The organism is Lewinella sp. JB7, assembly GCF_024297185.1.
GTDB lineage: Bacteria > Bacteroidota > Bacteroidia > Chitinophagales > Saprospiraceae > Neolewinella.
The window spans coordinates 39,781-61,334 of record NZ_JANCTD010000004.1 but is presented as its reverse complement, the minus strand read 5'-3'; the positions used below and the strand labels follow the sequence as shown (position 1 = coordinate 61,334).

18 protein-coding genes and 1 tRNA gene are annotated in these 21,554 nt (G+C 60.2%); 11 read left to right on the top strand and 8 right to left on the bottom strand.

Annotated elements, in window-relative coordinates:
* Window positions 1-53: 53 nt before the first annotated feature.
* Both NMA52_RS08490 and NMA52_RS08485 read left to right on the top strand, forming a co-directional pair.
* Entirely contained in the window at window positions 54-632 is a 579-nt protein-coding gene (locus NMA52_RS08490) for an OmpA family protein (protein ID WP_254827237.1), read from the top strand.
* A gap of 29 nt (window positions 633-661) precedes the next feature.
* Window positions 662-1,342 (top strand): hypothetical protein, encoded by a 681-nt coding sequence (locus NMA52_RS08485; protein ID WP_254827236.1) that lies wholly within the window; start codon window positions 662-664, stop codon window positions 1,340-1,342.
* Here NMA52_RS08485 and NMA52_RS08480 read toward each other — a convergent pair.
* Genes NMA52_RS08480 through NMA52_RS08465 form a run of 4 tightly spaced genes read right to left on the bottom strand, consistent with a single transcriptional unit; the run spans window position 1,326 to window position 7,306 of the window.
* On the bottom strand, window positions 1,326-2,432 hold the full coding sequence (locus NMA52_RS08480; RefSeq protein WP_254827235.1) for an MBL fold metallo-hydrolase: 1,107 nt from the start codon (window positions 2,430-2,432) through the stop codon (window positions 1,326-1,328). The genes NMA52_RS08485 and NMA52_RS08480 overlap by 17 nt on opposite strands.
* 16 nt (window positions 2,433-2,448) lie before the next feature.
* Entirely contained in the window at window positions 2,449-4,170 is a 1,722-nt protein-coding gene (locus NMA52_RS08475) for a sodium:solute symporter (RefSeq protein ID WP_254827234.1), read from the bottom strand.
* A 37-nt stretch (window positions 4,171-4,207) separates the two neighbouring features.
* Window positions 4,208-4,357: a hypothetical protein gene (locus NMA52_RS08470; RefSeq protein WP_254827233.1), complete on the bottom strand. Its 150-nt coding sequence runs from the start codon at window positions 4,355-4,357 to the stop codon at window positions 4,208-4,210.
* A gap of 15 nt (window positions 4,358-4,372) precedes the next feature.
* A complete protein-coding gene (locus tag NMA52_RS08465; protein WP_254827232.1) occupies window positions 4,373-7,306 on the bottom strand; it encodes a DEAD/DEAH box helicase in 2,934 nt (977 codons plus the stop codon).
* Window positions 7,307-7,371: 65 nt separating this feature from the next.
* Here NMA52_RS08465 and NMA52_RS08460 point away from each other — a divergent pair, with 65 nt between their 5' ends.
* The 6 genes from NMA52_RS08460 to prfB all read left to right on the top strand — a co-directional run bounded on the left by NMA52_RS08460 (window position 7,372) and on the right by prfB (window position 10,262).
* Window positions 7,372-8,079: a type II CAAX prenyl endopeptidase Rce1 family protein gene (locus NMA52_RS08460; protein WP_254827231.1), complete on the top strand. Its 708-nt coding sequence runs from the start codon at window positions 7,372-7,374 to the stop codon at window positions 8,077-8,079.
* A gap of 79 nt (window positions 8,080-8,158) precedes the next feature.
* Window positions 8,159-8,235: transfer RNA gene (locus NMA52_RS08455), tRNA-Arg, on the top strand.
* A 51-nt stretch (window positions 8,236-8,286) separates the two neighbouring features.
* Window positions 8,287-8,535 (top strand): 50S ribosomal protein L28, encoded by a 249-nt coding sequence (gene rpmB, locus NMA52_RS08450; RefSeq protein ID WP_254827230.1) that lies wholly within the window; start codon window positions 8,287-8,289, stop codon window positions 8,533-8,535.
* Window positions 8,536-8,547: 12 nt separating this feature from the next.
* The gene (rpmG, locus tag NMA52_RS08445; RefSeq protein ID WP_116124911.1) at window positions 8,548-8,736 is read left to right on the top strand and encodes a 50S ribosomal protein L33; all 189 of its coding nucleotides are present in this window, start codon (window positions 8,548-8,550) and stop codon (window positions 8,734-8,736) included.
* 53 nt (window positions 8,737-8,789) lie between these two features.
* Window positions 8,790-8,963: a DUF4295 family protein gene (locus tag NMA52_RS08440; RefSeq protein ID WP_254827229.1), complete on the top strand. Its 174-nt coding sequence runs from the start codon at window positions 8,790-8,792 to the stop codon at window positions 8,961-8,963.
* A gap of 209 nt (window positions 8,964-9,172) precedes the next feature.
* Window positions 9,173-10,262 (top strand): peptide chain release factor 2 gene (gene prfB / locus NMA52_RS08435; RefSeq protein WP_254827228.1). Its coding sequence is split into 2 segments (ribosomal slippage): window positions 9,173-9,232 and window positions 9,234-10,262, totalling 1,089 coding nucleotides; the frame shifts between segments, so codons are not numbered across the junction.
* A 294-nt stretch (window positions 10,263-10,556) separates the two neighbouring features.
* Here prfB and NMA52_RS08430 read toward each other — a convergent pair.
* Genes NMA52_RS08430 through NMA52_RS08420 form a run of 3 tightly spaced genes read right to left on the bottom strand, consistent with a single transcriptional unit; the run spans window position 10,557 to window position 11,523 of the window.
* Window positions 10,557-11,201, bottom strand: a complete 645-nt coding sequence (locus NMA52_RS08430) for a cytochrome c oxidase subunit 3 (RefSeq protein WP_254827227.1) — start codon at window positions 11,199-11,201, stop codon at window positions 10,557-10,559.
* Window positions 11,202-11,216: 15 nt separating this feature from the next.
* Entirely contained in the window at window positions 11,217-11,360 is a 144-nt protein-coding gene (locus NMA52_RS08425) for a DUF2256 domain-containing protein (RefSeq protein ID WP_254827226.1), read from the bottom strand.
* The gene (locus tag NMA52_RS08420; RefSeq protein ID WP_254827225.1) at window positions 11,341-11,523 is read right to left on the bottom strand and encodes a DUF6435 family protein; all 183 of its coding nucleotides are present in this window, start codon (window positions 11,521-11,523) and stop codon (window positions 11,341-11,343) included. Before NMA52_RS08420 ends, NMA52_RS08425 begins: the two co-directional genes overlap by 20 nt.
* Window positions 11,524-11,678: 155 nt before the next feature.
* Here NMA52_RS08420 and NMA52_RS08415 point away from each other — a divergent pair, with 155 nt between their 5' ends.
* Complete coding sequence (locus tag NMA52_RS08415; protein WP_254827224.1) at window positions 11,679-13,028, top strand: amidohydrolase family protein; 1,350 nt, start codon at window positions 11,679-11,681, stop codon at window positions 13,026-13,028.
* A gap of 63 nt (window positions 13,029-13,091) precedes the next feature.
* On the opposite strand, the gene NMA52_RS08410 is transcribed toward NMA52_RS08415, so the two are convergent.
* Window positions 13,092-13,463 carry a PRC-barrel domain-containing protein gene (locus NMA52_RS08410; RefSeq protein ID WP_254827223.1) on the bottom strand — a complete coding sequence of 124 codons (372 nt, stop codon included), beginning with the start codon at window positions 13,461-13,463 and terminating at the stop codon, window positions 13,092-13,094.
* Window positions 13,464-13,721: 258 nt separating this feature from the next.
* Here NMA52_RS08410 and NMA52_RS08405 point away from each other — a divergent pair, with 258 nt between their 5' ends.
* Both NMA52_RS08405 and NMA52_RS08400 read left to right on the top strand, forming a co-directional pair.
* Window positions 13,722-17,408: a TonB-dependent receptor gene (locus NMA52_RS08405; RefSeq protein ID WP_254827222.1), complete on the top strand. Its 3,687-nt coding sequence runs from the start codon at window positions 13,722-13,724 to the stop codon at window positions 17,406-17,408.
* Window positions 17,409-17,446: 38 nt separating this feature from the next.
* Entirely contained in the window at window positions 17,447-21,553 is a 4,107-nt protein-coding gene (locus NMA52_RS08400) for a hypothetical protein (RefSeq protein WP_254827221.1), read from the top strand.
* Window position 21,554: the final 1 nt, after the last annotated feature.

Here is a 21,554-nt window from a genome sequence, read left to right as displayed (position 1 = left end):
TAAAGCGTCCTGGGGATTATATTGGGATACGGCAAGCAAAATCACCGCTACCCATGCCCACACTCCTCCGCATACTTCTCATGGCCGTGGCCTGGTTCGTTTTCTACCTGGTCACGTATTACGGCTGCGTTCGCTCCCTGGCTGCCTACCCGGACGGTGCCGATCCGGTAGCGGACGCCGAGCAAACCGACCGTGTAGCACCGGATACGGTGCCCGTAATCTTGCCGGACAGTGGACGGGTAGTGGCGGGCGGGGGCGCGGGAGCAACGACGGCGGAAGTCATTCAGCTGAGTGCCACGGAATTTAAACTGCGCTTCCCCTTCAACTCCGAAACGGAAACCATCAGTCCGGAAGTGGACGAATACCTCTCGGGTATGGCCCGCAGCATCGTTAGTGGGCGCGGGCGCGTCCGTATCGTGGGTCATACCGACGATATCGGCACGCCGGCCGATAACCTCGCCCTGGGGCTACGTCGTGCCGAGTTCGTAAAGTCCATTCTCGTCAGTCAGGGAGCTCCCGCCGATCGCATCGAGGTCAGTTCCCGCGGGGAAGGCCAGCCCGAAGCCCCTAACGCAACGGAAGAGGGCCGCCGCCGCAACCGGCGCGCCGTCATCACGCTATTGCCGGAATAATCCATCTGTTTGTACCAAAGCCCTTCCGCATGAGTTCCCTCCTACTGCAAATTAATGATGCTTCCGACCTCTGGTTGTCCTGGCTACTGCTTTCCCTGGCCGCTTTTCTGCTGGGTGCCCTGTTGGGATGGATGCTCACCCGGGGCGACGCCCGCCGGCTGGCCGAGGTCACGGCCGAACGCGACCGCTACCATACCGGCGCTACCAAGTGGGAGAAGGACTACCAGGGCGTCAAGTACCAACTGGAAGAAGCCCACAAAATGGAGGCCGATCTGCGCGCTACCCTACAGAGCTGCGAAGCGGACCGGCAAATGCTCCGCTACCGCGCGGAGAAGGCGGAGGCCAATCTGACGGCGGGCGCCGCCGTCATTCCGGAAAGCGATCGCCAGCGGGGAGAAGAACCCTACCGGGAGTTCACCGTAGTGGGGACGCACGGGCCCGAGTCTCCCGGCTGGTTCGAAGACACCAATTTGCGGATCATTCGGGGAATCGATGAGGAGGTGGAAGAACTACTGCGCGAGGCTGGTTACCGCGACTGGGCCGAATTAGCGGCCGCCGACGCGGATGATCTGCGTGCCGTGCTCGCTCGCCGCGGTGGTGAGTTCGCGGCGATCGATCCGGCCACCTGGCCCCGGCAGGCTCGACTGGCGGTTGCCGGGGACTGGGATAGTCTGCGCAATCTGCAACGCGGGACTACGAACGACGCGTGAGAGATTCCCACCACCGCTCCCGGCAGCTTCCGGCCTCCGCTACGCTGAAGCGCTGACCGATCATCGGACAAATGGCCCGCCGGTGCGAATCGGCCGCCATGATGCGCTCGATGGGGTCGTACCAGCTGTGGTCGGAAAGACTGAAGCCACCCCAGTGGATGGGCATGATGTGGTCGCCCCGCAGCTCCTCATTGGCCCACAGCGCTTCTTCGGGTTGCATATGGACGTTTTTCCACCGCTTGTGGTACTGTCCCGAGTCCAGCATGGTCAGGTCGAAGGGACCGTAGCGCTGGCCGATCATCCTGAAGTGCTGTCCGTAACCGCTGTCTCCGCCGAAGTAGAGCCGGTGGGCGGCCGTCTCGACGACGAATCCGCACCAGAGCGACTTATTCCGGGTGCCGGGGCTGCGGCCGCTGAAGTGACGGGCGGGGGTAGCAGTGTAGGTGATGCCGTCGATGGTGACGGATTCCCACCAGTCGATTTCCGTGATTTTCTCCTCCGCAACGCCCCAACTCCGTAAATGCGCGCCGATACCCAGGGGCACCAGGTAGGCACGCGTCCGGTCGCGTACGGCCATAAGAGTATCGTAATCGAGATGGTCGTAGTGATCGTGGGAATAGACGATCAGGTCGATCTCCCCCACGCTTTCCAGGGGGTGATAGTCCTTATACGGAAAGCGGTGTCCCAGAAAGGGTACGGGTGCCACCCACTCTCCCAGCATGGGGTCGAAGAGCACCGTCCTGCCGCCGGTTTCCAACCGTACCGCGGAGTGGCCGTACCAGGTCAGGTAATCGACGTCCGGATCCGGGCGAAGCAGCGAATCACTCACCGCCACGGGCAGGGGAGAGGTGGGCTGGGTCTGCTTGGCCTTGATGTAGCCGATCAGATCGCCCATCAGACTGCGGAAGTCTTCCTGTAGCCGGGTCTTGTCCAGATTGCGAAACTGCCCCATTTTCCAGGCAGCCGTTCCCTGGTAATTCTGCCGGGCCATTTCCCGTGGCGAGGCTCCGAACTGGGGGTCCTTACGGATCTTCCGGGCCACGTAGCCGAGCGGAATCATGGCCAGGCCGATCAACCAGTGAGGTTTCATTGCGCGTGTGTCTTCGTTACCGTCCTTCCCCGGAAAGAAGGCCCCGGTTCTGTGTCGTTTCCAGCACGACGGCCACCGCGATCGTGATCGCGCAACCGATCAGATTCAGCCACAGATAGGCCAGGTCGATCACCTCCACCCAGTTCGCTACGAAGGTAAGGGCTACGAAGGACTGGCCGACGATGGCCGCCCGGAAGACCGCCTTACCCCCGACGTGCTTGAAGAAGAACGCCACGGCGAACACCCCCAGGATGACCCCGTAGAAGAGGGAGCCGATGATGTTGACCGCCTGGATCAGATTATCGAAGAGGTTGGCCACGGCGGCGAAGCCCAGCGCGATCAGCCCCCACAGGATCGTCAGCCACTTACTGGCCGCGAAGTAGTGATCGTCGTCCCGCCCCGGCACCAGCGAGCGGCGGTAAATGTCGATCACGCTCGTAGTTGCCAGCGCGTTCAGTTCGGAACTGGTACTCGACATCGCGGCCGAAAAGATGACGGCCAGAAGCAAGCCCACCAGGCCCACCGGCAGGTAGTTGATGACGAAGGTGATGAACACGTAATCCCGGTCCTCGGTGATGAGCTCGGCGTCGTAGGCGGTGATGAGCCCGTCGACCGAGCGGGCGACCGATGCGCGTTCCTCGAGCGTCGCTTCCACCGCCGTGCGGGCTTCGGTGATGGCAAGCTCATCCTCCGAGCGCAGGGCCTCCACCATCGTAAGCGTCGCGGCCTGATTACGTTCGTTTATGCGCGCGTAGTCCTCCTCCAGAGTCGTCAGTTCGGTGCCGTACTCGGAATTTCGCAGCTTGTCCAGGTTCGCCGAGTTGAAGTGTACGGGCGGCGGCTGGAACAAGAAGAACACGAATACCAGGATGCCCACCATCAGGACGAGGAACTGCATGGGTACCTTGAAAATGCCGTTAAAGAGCAGGCCCAGGCGACTTTCCGTGAGGCTCTTTCCCGATAGGTAGCGCTGTACCTGCGACTGATCGGTGCCGAAGTAGGAAAGAAAGAGGAAGGTACCGCCGAGTAGTGCAGACCAAATGTTGTAGCGATCGTTCAGGTCGAACTCCAGATCGACGATGTTCAGCTTGCCGAGGTGCCCCGCCACGCCGATGGCGTCCCCCAGTCCGATGTCCGCGGGAAGTTCCATGACCACTACCACCCCGGCGGCGAACATGCCCAGCAAAATGACGATCATCTGCTGCTTCTGCGTGACCGAAACGGCCTTCGTACCCCCCACCACGGTGTAAAAGATCACGACGAGCCCGATGAGCAGGATCGTCAGGCTCAGCGACCACTCCAGGATGGTCGACAGGATGATGGCCGGCGCGTAAATCGTAATGCCCGCGGCCAGCCCCCGCTGGATCAGAAAGAGAATGGCCGTCAGCGTTCGCACCCGCAGGTCGAACCGCCCCTCCAGGTATTCGTACGCCGTATACACCTTAAGGCGGTAGTAGATGGGCAGCACGAAGACACACAAGACCACCATGGCGATGGGAAGGCCGAAGTAGAACTGCGCAAACCCGAGGCCATCGTTGTAGGCCTGCCCCGGGGTACTCAGAAAGGTGATCGCGCTGGCCTGGGTGGCCATGACGGACAGCCCGATGGTCCACCACTTCAGATCGCGGTCACCCATCAGGTAACTCTCCACGTTGTTGACCTGACGGGTCTTGTATACCCCGTAAAGCACGATGGCCGCGAGGGTGCCGGTCATGACGAACCAGTCCAGTAAACTCATAAGGCGTGATTGGACTGTCGGTAAATAAGGTGAGCCATCAACTGTAGATGCGGGTAACCAGATAGAAGGAAATGATCAACAAAAGATGCAGCAGCAGTACCACCGCGTAAATGTTGCGCCAGTGGCCCAGGATGGGGGGCTTCTCCGTATCTGCGTCGGCGGTAGGGGGCGCGGCGGGCTGCTTCATGCCGCAAGTTAGGAATTACGCCGTTGCTTCGGGGGTGGAGAGCAGAAACTCCAGATCCCCCCGGTCGAGCTCGAGCTGCGCATCGCCGTCGATGATCTCACCGGCCAGCCTTTTCTTCCGCTGCTGGAGCCGGTGAATCTTCTCTTCCAGGGTGCCCTTGCTCAGAAATTTACGGGCGAAAACGTGGCCGTCCCGTCCGATCCGGTGGGCGCGGGCAATGGCCTGATCTTCCACGGTAGGGTTCCACCAGGGATCGAGGATGAATACATAGTCCGCCGCCGTCAGATTCAGCCCCGTGCCCCCGGCTTTGATGCTGATCAGAAAAGTCTGCACCGCCGGGTCGTGCTGGAACCGTTCCACTTCCCGGGCCCGCGTGGCGGCATCCACCGCGCCCGTCAGCCAGGCGTAGGGCTGCCCCTGCTCCCGGATGTGGTCACGGAACAACTCCAGGTGGCGGACCATGCTGCTGAAGATGAGCACCTTGTGTCCGGACCGCCGCACCGTGTCCCACTGCTCGGTGGCTTCCGAAAATTTACCGCTGCCCTGGGTATAGTCCTCATCCGCGATCACCGGATGATTCGCCATCTGCCGCAGACGGGTCAGGGTTTGAATGACCAGCAGCTTGTAGCCTCCTCCCGCGGGCGCCGGAGCACCGAGGAGGGCATTGCGGGCGGCGGACCGTTCGCTTTCGTAACGCCGGCGCTGGGCCGTCGACATCTCACAGTAATAGACCTGAACGTCCAGCTCCGGCAGGTCGGGAGCTACTTCAGCCTTCGTCCGCCGTAGCAGGTACGGCCCCACCAGTTCCCGGAGTTGCGCTTTTCTGAACTCGTCGTCGTGGGCCTCGATCGGGACCACGAAGGATTTGCGGAAGAACGCGTAGCTGCGCAGTACGCCGGGATTGATGAACTGCATCTGCGACCAGAGGTCGGACAGGGAATTTTCGATCGGGGTGCCCGACAGGCTGATGCGGTGCGGAGCCTCCAGCGCATTGATGGTCCGGAATATCTTGCTCTTGCGGTTCTTGATTTGCTGGCTCTCATCGAGTACAATGTAACTCCATTCAATCTCAGACAGTACCGGCTCATCCCGGAGTGCGGTATGGTACGTTGTCAGCATGACGTCGTTTCGCCGTAGGATGCGGGGGTCGCGCGTGCGGTTGCTCCCTACGTGCACGCACACCGTAAGGGAGGGCGCGAACTTCCGGATCTCGGATGCCCAGTTCCACACCAGGGAGGCCGGCAGAATGATGAGGGCCCGTAGGGGCTGCAGAAAGGTCTCATCCGGCGCCGGAGCGTTAAAGAGGTCGATCTGACGACCTCCGGCCTCTGCTTCCGCCTGTCCTAGTTGTTGCTTGGCGTACAGCAGTACGGCGATGGTCTGCAGGGTCTTGCCCAGGCCCATGTCGTCGGCCAGGCAGGCACCCAGTCGCTGGTGGTAATGGCCGATGAGCCAGCGGACCCCCTCCAGCTGGTAGGGTCGGAGTTCGGCGCGCAGTTCCGGGGGCGGCAGGTAATCCGCCGCCCGCCGCTCGGCTTCGACCGGTTCGCCCGTGGCCAGCCCCATACGGTGCAGAGCGGGGGCCTGACTCCGTGCGAGCCGTACCTGGCGTCCTGCTACCCGGGCGAGTTCCAGTCCGGGGCCGTAGGTAGTCAACCACTCGTGCGGAATGAGGAACAGGCTACCGTCCGGCAGCGGAATGCGTCGCTCACCCTGCTGGATGAAGCGAACGAGGCGGGAAAAAGGCAGGCGGTGGTCACCGATCACGACGGTTCCGTGTAGGTCAAGCCAGTCACCTACTTCCTCCGTACTTATCTCCAGCGAAGCCGGTGCGGTCGAAAAGGGTCGGTCTTCCTCGGCCGGTACGTCCACCGCTATCCCCGCTGCAACGATTCGGTCGTGGTGCTCCAACAGCCAGGCAAGATTATCGAAGAGACCGGCGGCCGGCCGGACGGTAAAGGACCCGGAATCGCCCGCCTCCCGGAGTCCCCACTCCCGCAGGGGATCCAGTAGGCTCGCCTCCTGCGTCCGGTCGCGGATGATTTTGGTGAGACGGAAGGGGGGCTCCATCGTCGAGGATGCCTTCACGTCTTCGGGGTCTGCCGGAGAGACGGTAACCTCACCGTACCGGAAGGATACGTGGAGAAAATAGGTTTGTTCGAAGGGGTGGGGGCGGGCGGTGAGGTGGACGCCCGTGGGTATTTCGTAGCGGATAAACTCGATGCCCGTCAGGGAAATATCGTGGCGGAGCGCCGCGCGCGCAACGAAGTCACGGAGGTACCGCCCTACCTCGGTCGGGGGGATGTGTACCGTATCGCGGGTCAGGAAGGGGCGTAGGGCATCTCCCCGCAGATCGCGGAGGGTGGACAACTGGCCGTTAGCCCAGATCCAGCCGGGAGCGGGGCGGTTGGTCAGGATACGCGGATCGAGGTGACGGACCAGTTCTTCCTTTCCCGTGGGCGAGCGCAACCGCAAACGGTACGTGATGCCGGCTTCCGCGAGATCGAAGGCCAGCAGCGGTTCCCAGGGCTCGGCCCGGAAGGAGGCGAGCGCGGACACGGGGGACGCCCGCACGTCGAGGTTGAGCGTTACGAAGAAGGGGGCCTGGCGGCAGAGATGCAGGAGGGCGGCGGTGCGCGGGTGCACGTACCGTAACAGGGAGCTGCGTTCTTTGGTATCGCCCCGGAGCAGGCTCGCGAGGCTGGAGGCCTTCTTCGACCCCCGGCGGAAATGTTCCGTCAGGGTTTTCTCCCGCAGGCTATCGGAGAGTTCCAGGGCTTGCCGGAGGTCTGGCGTAGCGGGAATACCGTAGGTGTCCAGGAGGGCGACGCGGGCCGTTTGGTGCACGGTCGTGGGCCTTCCCGTCCGGTCGAGCCCGATCACGTAAGGCTTCGGTAGCCAGAATCCGGTTCGGTACTCAAAAAAGTTGAAGAGAATGGCCGAACGCAAGGGGGATAATTTACGGGTTGGTGCACGAAAAGGAGTAAAGGTAAAGCGGGGTCGTATTTTGCGCCGTGTCTCTCTCGATCCATCTGCTGTTCCTCGTGCTGGGTGTCGTACTGCCTGCCTTCCTGTTCTTCAACGCTCGCCAGTCGGCGACGAAGAAAGCCCTGCACTGGTCGCCCCGGCTGAAGGTGCGGATGTACTACGGCAACGGACTGTTGCTGCTCGGCCTGTCGGTGATCGTACTCATCGTATGGGCCCTCAACGGCCGCCCCCTGACGGAGCTGGGGTTGGGGTGGGGAAGGACTCCCTACGATACGGCCGCTCTTCTCGTGATCTTCGGGTTCTTGGTCCTGTACGCCGTGGATCTGTTCGCGGAAATCGGGAGCCCGACGCGCAAGCACGATACGCTGAGAAAATTCCGGGAGTTGGGCTTTCTGCCCACCGACGGTAGTCAGTATCTGCACTTTTTGTTCCTCTGCGCCTGCGCCGGGGTGGGGGAGGAGATCGTGTACCGTGGTTTCATGGTCACCTATCTCCAGGAGACACTGCAGCAAAATATCTGGGGGATCGCCGGTACGCTGATCGTCCCCGCCCTGTCCTTCGGGCTGGCGCACATCTATCAGGGTACCCATGCGGTGGCCAAGATCATTGCCATGGCGTTACTCTTCGGCTTCTTCTTTTACCGGACGGGCAGTTTGTGGCCCCTCATCCTCCTGCATACCGCGATCGATGCCGTCGGGGGGCTGCTGAGCTGGTACCTGGAGGGGAACGATTGATCGGCGATAGTTTTTTATAAAACGTTTGGCGGGAATAAAAAGAGTTATTACCTTTGCGGTCGCTTCGCAAGGGGCAGCTGGCTGCGTAGCTCAACTGGATAGAGCACTTGACTACGAATCAAGAGGTTTCAGGTTCGAATCCTGACGCGGTCACCATTTTTCGGAAAGCAGGCTACGGTCTGCTTTTTTTCGCAATGCCATTTCGCTATGTCTAAAGTTTGCAAACTCACGGGTAAGAAGCCGATCAGCGGCAACAACGTCTCCCACTCCAACCGGAAGACGAAGCGCCGCTTCGTCCCCAACATTCAGAAGAAGCGTTTCTTCGTACCCGAGTTGGGTAAATTCGTTACCCTGCGCATTTCCACTAATGCCATGCGTACGATCAACAAGCTCGGCGTCCACGCTTACATCAAGAAGCTGGAGAGCAAAGGCATCGAAACCGGCGTAAAGCTTTAAACGCATCCCCCCATGGCTAAGAAGAGCAAAGGCAACCGCAACCAGATTATTCTGGAGTGCACCGAACAGAAGGAGACGAATGTAGCCGGCACGAGCCGCTACGTCACCGAGAAGAACCGGAAGAACACTCCCGGTCGTCTCGAACTGAAAAAGTACAACCCCAACCTCCGGCGCATGACGGTGCACCGGGAAATCAAGTAAGCAACTCAACCACCTACGGCACCCCGCCGTTTGCTGACTAAAAGACAAGAACTATGGCTAAGGTAAGTAAGAACTCACGGGTCGGTAAGCGTGCCGCCAACGCCGGTTCCGGCCGCGACTACGTAAAGGTCGTGCAGTCCGTGAAAAATCCCGAAACGGGCAGCTACTCCTACAAGGAAGTAATGGTCCACAAGGACAAGCTGGATGATTTCATGAAGGACAAGTAAGTCCTTTTTGCTTTAATCGGAAAGGCCCGGAACGCAGTCAGCGTTCCGGGCCTTTTGTCGTTGGTGCCCGGCGGGAGTGGTCTCTCCGGAGCCCGGAAACGTTGGATCGCTACACCCGGAAGGCCGGCTAAATTCCCGACGATTTCGGCACCCGCGTACCCGCCCAAAAAGTATACCTTTGGCCCCCGAACCCCTAAAGTAGACCGACCATGACGAACGACCAATTGAAGGACCTGCAAACCCGACTGGGTTTGCTCAAACAATATCTTTGACGTCTCCGAGCGGACGTTCAAGATTGAAGACCTTACCCAGCGCAGCCTCGATCCCAATTTTTGGAACGACAGCAAGGCCGCTGAGGTGATCATGAAGGAACTGCAGAGCCACAAGAATTGGGTGGGGCAGTACCGTAAAGTAGCCGACCGGGTCGATGACCTGGAAGTGCTCCAGGAATTCCTGAAGGAAGGAGAAGGAACCGAAGAGGAAGTGGACCGGCGGTACGCGGAGACCCTGGCGGTGCTCGACGATGCCGAGTTTCGGGCCACCCTCAACCGACCGGAGGACGAACTGGGCTGTATCCTGGAAATCAACGCCGGCGCCGGTGGCACGGAGAGCAACGACTGGGCGGAGATGCTCCTGAGGATGTACACCATGTACGCCGAAAAGTATGCCGATTACCGGGTCAGTCTCGCAAGCGAAACGCCGGGCGACGTAGCGGGAATCAAATCCGCTACCCTGGAGATCATCGGCGACTTCGCCTACGGAATGATGAAGGGGGAAAACGGGGTGCACCGACTGGTGCGCATCAGTCCGTACAATGCCCAGGGGAAGCGGATGACGAGTTTTGCCTCCGTGTTCGTGCACCCGCGGGTGGATGACAGCATCGAGGTGGAGATCAACCCGGCCGACATTCGCTGGGACACCTTCCGGGCATCCGGCGCCGGTGGGCAGCACGTAAACAAGACGGAATCCGCCGTGCGGGTCACTCACGAACCCAGCGGAATCGTGGTGGAGTGCCAGGAGGAACGCAGCCAACACCAGAACCGCGAGCGGGCTCTGAATATGCTGAAGAGCCGACTCTACGAACGGGAACTGGAAGCCCAGCGTGCCGAAAAGGACGAAATCGAGGCCGGTAAAACGGCGAACGAATGGGGAAGCCAGATCCGGAGTTACGTACTGGACGACCGCCGGGTGAAGGACCACCGCACGGGGTGGCAAACGAGCCAGACCGATGCGGTCCTCAACGGCGACCTCGAAGGTTTCCTGAAGGCTTACCTACGCTGGAGCGGGGAGGCTAATTAAAAAAGCATCCGGTCGGAGACGGGATGCTTTGAAGGGTATAAGCGCTTAATACCAATGTGTCGTTCAAATGTCGGAATGTAGCCCAGTAGAAAAGATTAATTCAAAAGACAAGGAGTGGTGACGAATGCCAACAGTCGTGTCGGACGTTTGGATCGTTTGGGGCTACGGTAACAATTTCCGTGCCAATTTTATAAATGATTGAACGTCAATCCATTACTAGAATGGCGGAATGGCAACCAACTATATGGCGTTGGACAATTATTAAATATAATATACTTATTACATTTAATATAGCTACCCGATATAACGCCAGACGAGCTGATTAAGTAGGAAAAACAGGACGAGGTAGATCCAGAGCGCGTCCAGGAAATGCCAGTATATGGTCAGCAAGCGGAGATTGAGCCGTTTGTCCGGATCGCTGAAGTAGACCAGCACGCTTACGGGTTCCCGCATATACTTCCGGGCCCGGTGGATGAACAACAGCAGGAAGGGTAAGCCGCCGATCACGTGGGCGAAATGGAGGGCGGAAATTACGTACAGATAGCCGGCGGAATTGTCGCTGTTAACGTAGATCTGCTGGCTGAATAGCTGGTACCACGCCACTCCCTGCATAATCATGAAGAACAGGGAGAGCCACAGCGTGTACCAGAGCATACGCTGGTACATCACCGTCTTATCGGCCTGGTAGGCACGCTTTGCCTGCACCATGGTGTAGCTGCTGGCGAGCAGGATGCCCGTATTCAGAAAGAACAACAGGGGCAGCTGGATGGGGGGCAGGTCGCTCTGGACGCGGGTATAGACGAATGCGGCCGTCATGGCCAGAAAGAGCATGCTCAGACTGAAGAGCAGGAGCGCCAGGTAAATGTTCTTGGGATGAAAGGCAAAGTTATCCTCCCGTTCATCCGGCGGCCGTTTTATCTCGTGTGGGCGTTCGTACATGAGTCGAATGCAGGGCTAGGTAGTGGATTTGTTTCTACGACACCGTTCGGAGCAGTATTTGACTTCGTCCCATACGGCCTTCCATTTCTTCCGCCAGGTAAAGGGGCGCTGGCAGACCGGACAGATCTTCCGGGGCAAATTAGTCTTTGGGTGCGCCATTCTGCTGGGCTATGATCTGATCCATTACGGCTTCCGCTTCGGCGGTTTTAGCGGCATACCCCCGGATGTCTCCGCTGCGTTGCCGTTCCCGGGCCTCCTCGAGCAGGGCGGCGTACCGTTTTTGTAGGGCCTTCAACGGGTCCTTTTTGAAGAGTCCGAACATTGGGGTAATATTTATCACCTAACGGCGGCGGGGCGCTTTGGTTGCGGCGGCGCGCGGGAGCAAGGTCGGATCAGGAACGACCGATGTTGCCTACCGCAAAAATTTGCCGTTCCCGGACATACGGAGCTGAGCTGAATAGGTCATACATTGGGCGTATGAATAAGCATCCTCTCTTCCGTACCCTCTGCATACTGTCTATCCTACTGCTGTCCACTTCCGTTGTCGTCGGCCAGCAGGTACGGGCACTGGTGGGCGGTACCCTGATTGACGGATACGGCGGCCAACCGATCTACAACAGTGTTGTCCTGATCGAGGGCGACCGGATTCAGGCCGTGGGTACCCAGGGCCAGCTGGAGGTTCCCGCGGGCGCCGAAGTGATCTCCACGGAGGGCATGAGCGTGCTGCCCGGCCTGTGGGACATGCACGTGCACCTGATGATTAACGGTCACAGCGATTACGCTTACTGGGACTCCATCTATCCGCCGCAACTGGCTGACGTGATCATGCCCGCCAGCGCTCGCCAACTGCTCATGGCCGGCGTGACCAGCGCCCGCGACCTGGGTGGTCCACTGGCGGAAAGCATCAGCGTCCGCGACCGGGTCAATGCCGGAGAACTGTCCGGCCCTACGCTCTACGTGAGCGGACCGTTTCTGCAGGCCGCGCCCTATCCGGGGACGGAAGACTTCCGCTGGGGCGTACGCTCCGTGGAGGAAGCCCGGAGCAAAGTACGGGAACTCGCCGCGGCCGGCGTCGACTGCATCAAGGTGGTCGACCAGGACGAGATTCCCTGGGAGGCCTTCCGCGAATTGGTTGAGGAGGCCCACCGCCAGGGGTTAAAGGTCGTCGCTCACGGACACCGCCCGGAAGAGATCCGCCTGGGATTGCGCGCCGGTGTCGATTGCTTCGAGCACACGGGGCTGAGCTCTTCCCCGGAATACCCCGAGGATGTCATGAATATGATTCGCGAGCGCACGGCCGACATGAGTGCCGGCCCCCTGTACTGGACCCCGACGGTGGAGGGCTTGTACAACTACGAGTACACCCGTGACAATCCCGAGCGACTCGACAACGACTGTTGGCACGAGGGCCTCACTCCGGAAATCATTGCCGACATCAAAGCCAGCATTCAGCGACCGGGGGAGCTGCCCTACTTTCAGTTGACCCCGATCCGTCGCCCTACGCTGGAGCGCAAGGTCAATCAGCTTCGCGATGCGGGGGTGGTCCTCATGGTCGGCACCGACTCCGGCATCCCGATGAAGTTTCACTGCCAGAGCACCTGGAACGAACTTGATGTCTGGACCAATGAATTTGACTTTCCGGCCATGTACACCATCAAGGCGGCTACCTACTGGCCCGCTAAGTGGATGGGCGTGGATGCCGACTACGGCACGGTATCCGCCGGCAAGTACGCCGATATCATCGCCGTGAAGGGGGACGTTCTTCGGCACATCGACCTCCTGCAGGACGTCGATTTGGTGGTAAAGCACGGTAAGCGGGTCAAATAACGCGAAACCCGCTGCGGCGGGTGCTGCAGCGGGTTTTGACGAAGGAGTGTTATGTAATTAGGCTTAGGCCGTTTCGCGACGGTTCACGAAGGAGCGGCGCTCGACGCCGTAGTGGCTGTGAAGACTGTCCCAGTACTTGGAATCACTGGTTTTCGGCCAGTTGTCCTTGTCAAATCCGGGGGCATTCTCCAGTCGTTCCTTGGAGACGTTCAGTACGAATTTCTCCGTGGTGGTGTTGACGTCGAAGGCTTCGAACGGGATGGCAAAGTATTTGTCGCCCATGCCGAGGAATCCTCCGAAGGAAAGCACGGCATAATTGACCGTACCGTTTTCGGTGTCGATCATCAGGTCTTTAATTTCGCCGAGGCTTTCGCCTTTCTGGTTGGTTACGTTGGTTCCGGTAATGGAGGTCGAGGATAGAATCAGGTTTCTCATAATAGAATCTTTTGCTGCGGAGGGGTGAATAGATGTATGTATATGGTTTTCCGCTTGTTATCAAATCAAAATACACTAATATAACATCACAATAGTGACAAAAGTTCATTATGTACGCCAAAAAGTTTGCGGTAATCCATTGGTAATATTGTCGGGACTGCTACGACGCCGGTAAACGCGAGTACGGTGTGCGCTTTCTTTTGCACTTTTGTACGTAACGCCGGGGTCCCGCGGCACGCCCCGGCCAAACGCTTCCGTATGCAAAGATTTTTACTCGTCTGTGCTTTCCTTTTCGTTTCTCTGCTGGCTACGGCGCAAACGGCGCTTGCCGGTAAGGTCGCGGACGTGGACGCGGGGGGAGAGCCTCTGGCCTTCGCGGCGGTTTCCCTGTTGCGGGGTGGGTCGTTCGTCCAGGGTACTACGACTGACCTGAGCGGGAATTACTTCTTTTCGAATATCGACCCGGGTACCTATGACGTGGAGGTCAACTATACGGGTTATCCACCGACGAAAATTACCGGCATTCCCGTACTGCCCGGTCAAACCAACGTCGCGGACATCGAGGTATCTAACCAGGGCGGCGTCAACCTGGAGGTGGTCATGGTCACCGGCTACGAAGTTCCGCTGATCGAAGTCGATAACACGACCAGCGGACAGACCATCACCGCGGAAGAGATCCAGCGCTTACCGACCCGCAACATCAATCAGTTGGCCTCGATCACGGCCGGTGCGGCTTCCGCGGACGAAGGATCGGCCATTACGATCCGCGGTTCGCGATCCAACGCCACGGATTACTACGTCGACGGCGTTCGCGTACAGGGAAGCCTGCTTCCGGAATCGGAGATCGAGCAACTGCAGGTTATCACCGGCGGACTGGAAGCGCGCTACGGCGACGTGACCGGTGGGATTATTTCCGTGACCACTAAGGGGCCGAGTAGTGAATTCTTCCTGAATGCCGAGGCCGAGACCAGTGAGGGTCTCGACGCTTACGGGAATAGCCTGGCGGGCGTGGCGGTTTCGGGTCCCATCATCAAACGGGGAGAAGATCGCGCCCTCCTCGGATTCCGCCTGAGCGGGCGCTACACTTACCGGAAAGACGACGATCCCAGTGCGGTACCCATCTTCCGGGCCCGGGATGACGTCATCGCCGATCTGGAGGCTAACCCCGTCGTCCTGCGCGGCGGCCGACCCTTCGTAGCCGCCGACTTCTTGGATAATACCGACGTGGATGCCCTGGCTACCCGCCCGTTCGAAAGTCGCAGCATTGTGGACCTGAACGGTAAACTGGACGCCCGCCTGAGCGACGCTATCGACATCTCCCTGTCCGGCTACTACGGTACGGTCGACGATCAATTCACTCCGGGAGAAAACTTCGGTACCACGTGGCGCACCTACAACGCGGCGCGCAACCCCACCTCCGCCGACGAGGATTACCGGGCGAACTTCCGGTTTCGGCACCGGCTCGGCGGCGGCGGTAAGGCCGATGCATCCGGTAACAACCGCCGACTATTCCAGAACGCGAGCTACGTCCTGCAACTGGGAGTCGAGAACAATAAATTCGGGGTAGGGGACCCGGTACACCAGGAACGCATCTTCGATTACGGGTACGTAGGGCGCTTTGAGGTCGACTACATTCCGGTATTTGCTATTCAGCGGGACGAGACGGGCGTCGCGACCGGCGCGTTTCAGGCCGATTACCGCGAAATCCTCCGCAACTACACGCCGGCGACCACAAACCCCGTCCTCGCTAACTACAACAACTACCTCGGTTACGGGGAGGATCTCGTATTCAATACCGAAACCTACGGATTGCTGGGGCTGTCGCAAACCACGGCCGACGGTAAACCGATCCCTACTCTCGACCAGTTCGCGGCGGTGAACGGTCGTACCCAGACGCTGTACCGGGACAGTTGGGGTTTTCACCAGAACGTCGGGACCGTATACAACCAACTCTTCAACTCCGACAACGATACCTACACCTTCCAGGCGAACGCCAACTTCGAGCTGGTGCCGGGAAATTCCGACAAGAGTCGGCACAGCATCCAACTCGGTGTCGTCTACGAACAGCGGGTTAACCGCTCCTATAATCTCAGTCCGGCGGGCCTGTGGACGACGGGGCGCCAGTTGATCAACCGTCACCTCAATGCGGTCGATACGAACAACCGGGTCCTACAGACCATCGACGTGGTTCTGGACGAAGGGCCCGCGGGCTACCGGGGTCCCGCCACCGTGGTGGCCCCGACCATCGAGGAAGATGCCGGCACGTTTTACCGGCGCATCCGGGAAGATTTGGGCGTGCCCCTGGACCAGTTCGTCAACATCGACGGCCTGACTCCGGACCAGCTTTCCCTGCGCCAGTTCAGCGCGCAGGAACTGACCTTCGCCGGCCTGATCGACTACGTCGGCTACGACTACCTCGGGAACGAAACCAACGGGACCTTCGACGACTTCTTTGCGATCAACCCCGTTACCGGCCAGCGGAATTTTACCGTCGGGCCCAACCGCCCAATTTACGCCGCGGCCTACCTGCAGGACAAGTTTACGATTAACAGTATGATCTTCCGGGTGGGCGTACGGGCCGACCGCTACGATGCCAACACCAAGGTCCTTAAGGACCCGTACAGCCTGTACGAGATCATCGGGGCCGAGGAGTTTCACGCTAACTTCGGGGGCGAGCGCCCCGGCAATATCGGCGCGGACTACGCCGTGTACACGGTCGATGAATCGAGCGACCAGGTCAACGCCTACCGCAATGGAGACAGCTGGTTCCGGGCCGACGGCACGCCTACCAACGGTCCGCAGGAGATCGAGGGCATCCGCAGCGGACTCGTCTTTCCCCGCTACGCGAATCCGGCGGCCCAGGCCTCTACTAATTTCATCAAGTCGGAGGAATTCACCGTAGCTACGTCCTTCCGGGACTATGAGGTACAGTATAACGTGATGCCCCGCCTGGCCTTTAGCTTCCCCATTTCCGACGAGGCGAACTTCTTCGCCCACTACGACGTGCTCGTGCAGCGTCCGGCCAGCAACACCCTGGCCACCGCCCTGGACTATTACTACTTCGTGGAGCGGACCGGCAGCACCTTCAACAATCCGGCCCTCCGCCCCGAGCGGACGATCGATTACGAAGTAGGGTTTAAAACGAAGGTGAGCAACACCTCCGCGCTGACGCTGGCGGCCTACTATAAGGAACTGCGCGACATGATCCAGCTGCGGACGTACTTTCCGGTGCCCCTGGTCAATCAGTACACTACTTACGACAATCAGGATTTCGGGACGGTCAAGGGCTTCAGCTTCACCTACGACCTGCGGCGCACCAACAGCGTCACCGTGAACGCCAACTACACCCTGCAATTTGCCGACGGCACCGGATCTAACGCGAACAGCCAGCGCGGACTCACCAACCGGGGGAATCTGCGTACGCTGTTTCCCCTGAGCTTCGACGAGCGTCACCGCTTCAATCTCGTGCTGGACTATCGCTTCGACAGCCGCAACGGTACACCGCGGTGGCTAAACGATTCGGGGATCAACATTCAGGGAAGCAGCGTCTCGGGGCGCCCCTACACGGCCACCTTTCTCCCGAGCGAACTGGGCGGCAGCGGTACCCGGGGCGCCATCAACGGCAGCCGTAACCCCTGGAACTTTACCCTCAACGGGCAGGTGGAAAAGAATTTCGTGATTGCCGGCCGTTCCCGGTTGAATGTCTACTTCCGGGTGAGCAACATCCTCGACCGGCGCAACATCATCGGCGTGTACTCCGCCACCGGGTCGCCCGACGATCCGGGCTTCCTGCAGAGCAGCTTCGGGCGCGATCAACTCGAGAGCCTGGAGTCGGGTACCCGACCTGTAGACAGCTACCTCGCCTCTTACCAGTGGCGTATACTCAACCCCGATTTATTTAGCCTTCCCCGCCGGATGTTCGTCGGGGTCCGTTTCGGCCTCTGATGATCCCATTGCCCCACCACCGTAACAAACCGAGCGTAATGCGACTCCCCACCCTGCTTTCTCTTCCCCTGCTGGTCGGCGCTATGCTGCTGCCCCTGGCCGTGGGTGCTACGAAGGGTCCGGACGACGGTAAGCCCCGGCGCCCCACCGCTTCCGAACGGGAGCGGATCGAGTTTCGGGAGGCCTGCGACAACGCTACCCGGCAAACTGAGATGGAAATCAATAACGTGCGGGCCCGCCTGACGACGGGTGGCGATGTTTGGTGGGATGGGGCCAACGGGCGCTACATCGTTCCGAAACCTCCGCCGGGTGTTCCCGAGGTGAGCTCCATCTACGCGGGAGCCGTCTGGCTGGGGGGGCGAGATCCGGGGGGCGGGCTCAAGGTGGCTGCTCAGGACTACGGGCGCAGCAGCGGTCAGTTCGACTACTATCCCGGCCCGCTGACCCCCCAGGGTACCGTGCAGCGGGATACCTGCGAGCGGTGGGACCGATTCTTTACGGTGAGGGGAGACGATATCCGGGAGGTCATCGAAAGCTACATTGCCGCCGCGGATGCCGACCGCCTTCCGCTCGACCCGGAAGAAATTCCCCGTTCCATTCTGGGTTGGCCCTCCGTGGGGAACCCCTACTTCGCGGAGGTCAACGGCTTTCAGCTTCCCAATCCCAACGAGGGTGGGGGACTGGCCGGTTTCTGGGACCAGGACCTGGACGGACTTTACGATCCGACCATGGGTGATTACCCCATCATCGAGGTCCGGGGCTGCAATCAGTTGCCGCAGTTTCCCGATGAAATGACTTTCTGGATCTACAACGACGCCGGCAATACCCACCGCCAGTCGAATACCCCCCTCCAGATACAGATGGAGGTGCAGGTGCAGGCCTTTGCCTTCAACTCGTCGGACGACCTCAACAACATGACCTTTCAGCGCTACAAGCTGATCAACCGGGCGCAGGAGGACATTCTCGATACCTACTTTGCCATGTGGGTGGACCCCGACCTCGGCTGCGCCTCCGACGACTACATCGGCAGCGATACCACGCGCTCCCTGGCTTACGTATACAACGAAGACGAACTGGACGGCGCTCAGGGGTGTACCTGCGACGGCGGCGTCGAAACCTACTGCGACGAAATTCCCATCCTGGGGGTAGACTACTTCCGCGGCCCCCGCGCACCCGTCTTCGACGTCAACGGCAACCAGATCGGGGAGCGGGAACTTGGCATGAGCTCATTCGTCTATTACAACAACGCCGGCGTGGGTGGTCCCGCACCCGAAACTACGGACCCGAGCACGGCCGAAGAGTACTACAACTACCTCCAGGGGCGGTGGCGCAACGGCGCGCCCCTGCAGAATACCGGCGACGGCTTCGACGAGGGCGGGGCACCGACGACGCGCTACGCCTTCCCCGACCCCCCCAACCGCAACGGATGGAACATGACCACGGAAGATCTGCCGTTCGGTGACCGCCGGACCATCCAGGCGTCGGGGCCCTTCACGCTCCAGCCCGGGGCGGTGAACGAACTCATCATCGGGGTGGTCTGGGTACCCAACCAGACCTACCCGGCACCCTCCATTCAGCGATTACAGCAGGCGGACGACCTGGCCCAGTCACTGTTCGACAACTGCTTCGACCGCCTCGACGGGCCGGATGCCCCGGACGTGGACGTACTGGAGCTCGACCGGGAAGTCGTGCTGCTGTTCTCCAACGACCGGGCCAGTAACAACTTCGAAGAGCAGTACAGCGAGCAAGGCCTGGGCATTCCCCAGGGTGAAGACAGCCTGTACCGCTTTGAGGGTTACCGGGTGTTTCAGTTCTCGGGGCCGGATGTCACCCTGGCCGACATCGACGACCCGGAGCGCGTGCGGGAAGTGGCTACCTACGACCTTTCCAACGGGGTTACCCGCCTATTCAACTGGCAGGGACTCGGAGATGAGGAGGATGACGTCAACCCTCTCGATCAGACCTATTTCGTACCCGAGTTACGGGTCAACGGCCCCGACCAGGGTATCCGGCACAGTCTGAGCATCACCCAGGACGCCTTCGCCAGCGGGAACGATACCCGCCTGATCAACCACCGCAGGTACTACTTCACGGTCGTGGCCTACGGGTACAACAACTACAAGAGCTTCGACCCCTTTGACTTTACCGACCCCGGGCAACCGAGTCAGTACGTAGGGTCGAGCCGGAACATCGGGGATCCGCTCACGGGCAACGCCTTCTACACGGCCATCCCGCGCCCCATCCTCGACCGGGACCTGATGGCCAAATACGGCGACGGGGCCCGGGTGACCCGCATCAGCGGAAAGGGGAACAACGGTAACTTTCTGGACATCAGCGCGGAGAGCCTAGCCGAGATCGAAGCCGCCTTCGCCAACGGCAGCGACTACCGCGGGGAGATCACCTACGAACTCGGCGCGGCGCCCATCGACGTATTCGTGGCGAACCCCCTGGACGTACGCGACGGCGAGTTTGAACTCACCTTCGTGGATGCCGACATGAGCGACGAGGAGCTTACCGCCCCGGTAAACTGGACGCTGCGCTGTCTGGATGATTGTGGAGGTCCCACCGTGGTCAGCGAGCGGCCCATCAGCATCCCCAACGAGCAGATCGTCGGGGAGTACGGCTTTTCTATCCGCATCGGCGACGTGCCCGAGCCCGGCATACCCGGATCCGGTCGCAACGGCGCGATCGGTTCGGCCATCACCTACGACAGCACCGACGCCGACCCCTGGCTGACCTTCCTGCCCGATGACCTGTCCCTACGTACCGGGGTGACGGAGATCGACGAGAACGTATTCGACTACGTTGCCACCGACGACTTTCAGGATCGCTTCTACAGCCTCGACCGGGATCGCGGTCTCTCGGATTTATTTCCGGGCGTAGTCCCCTACCGGCTGATGAACTGGCTGGAGAAGGACGGACGGGTGCCCTACATCTCCCCGGTCTACCTGTCCGAATTCCGGCTCAACGACGGAGTGTCGCGCAACCAATCCCTGCAGGACCTCAACAATGTCGATATCGTCTTCACCTCCGATAAGTCGCTCTGGAGCAGGTGCCCGGTCGTGGAGACCAGCAACTACTTCTACCGGGATGCGGCCTACCGCGGGCAGCGCATTAAGCAGGAAGGAGACCGTCTGATGTTCGACACCCGCGACGCCCCGAGCGTCAGCCGGGAAGCCGGACCCAATGGCCTGCCGGCGGTGGACAACAGCATCGACCCCGCTTACCGCACGGGTATGGGATGGTTCCCGGGATACGCTATTGACGTAGAGACCGGCCAGCGCCTCGAGATCTTCTGGGGGGAGAACAGCACCTACGACGGCCGACGGCTCGGCGATGCATACGTTGCCCCCAGTAACGGGGACGATATGATCTTCAATCCGTCAAGTACCATCTTCCAGAAATCACCCATCAACGGACTGAGCATCTACGACTTCGTAGCCGGTGCCCAGCATTTTTTCTACGTGACCAAGCAGCCCTACGACGGCGGCGTCCGCTTGTACAACCGGCTGGCTCCCCGGTCCAGCCCCAACTCCACCAGTAAGGTGCGAGGATTGCAGGAAGTCACCTGGGCCGGGTTCCCCCTGCTCACGCCGGGCACCAATCTCCGGTCCTACGCTGATGGCATCATCCCGACGGACGTGACCATCAAACTGCGGGTCAATAGTGCCTTCGCCTACGCCGAGGGCGCCCCGGGCAGCAACGGGTACCCGACCTACCGCTTCACGATCGCGGGCAAACAGGCCACCACCGAACTCGACGAAACGCTGACCAACCGCGCGCTGGATATGATCAACGTTGTACCGAATCCTTACTACGGGTTCAGCGTGTACGAGGACAGCCAGTTCGAAACCAACGTCAAAATCACCAACCTACCGGCCCGGGCGACGGTCACGATCTATACCCTGGACGGAAAATTCATCCGCCGGTACGAGCGCGACGAAACGGCCACCATGCTCCGGGGAACGAACCGACCGGTAGGGGAACGACAGATCTCCCCGGCCCTGGAGTGGGATCTGAAAAACCAGAAGAGTATTCCCGTGGCCAGTGGGGTGTACCTCATCCACGTCCAGGCCCCCGGATACGGGGAACGCACCCTCAAATTCTTTGGCGTTCAACGGCAGTTCGATCCATCGGGTCTGTGAT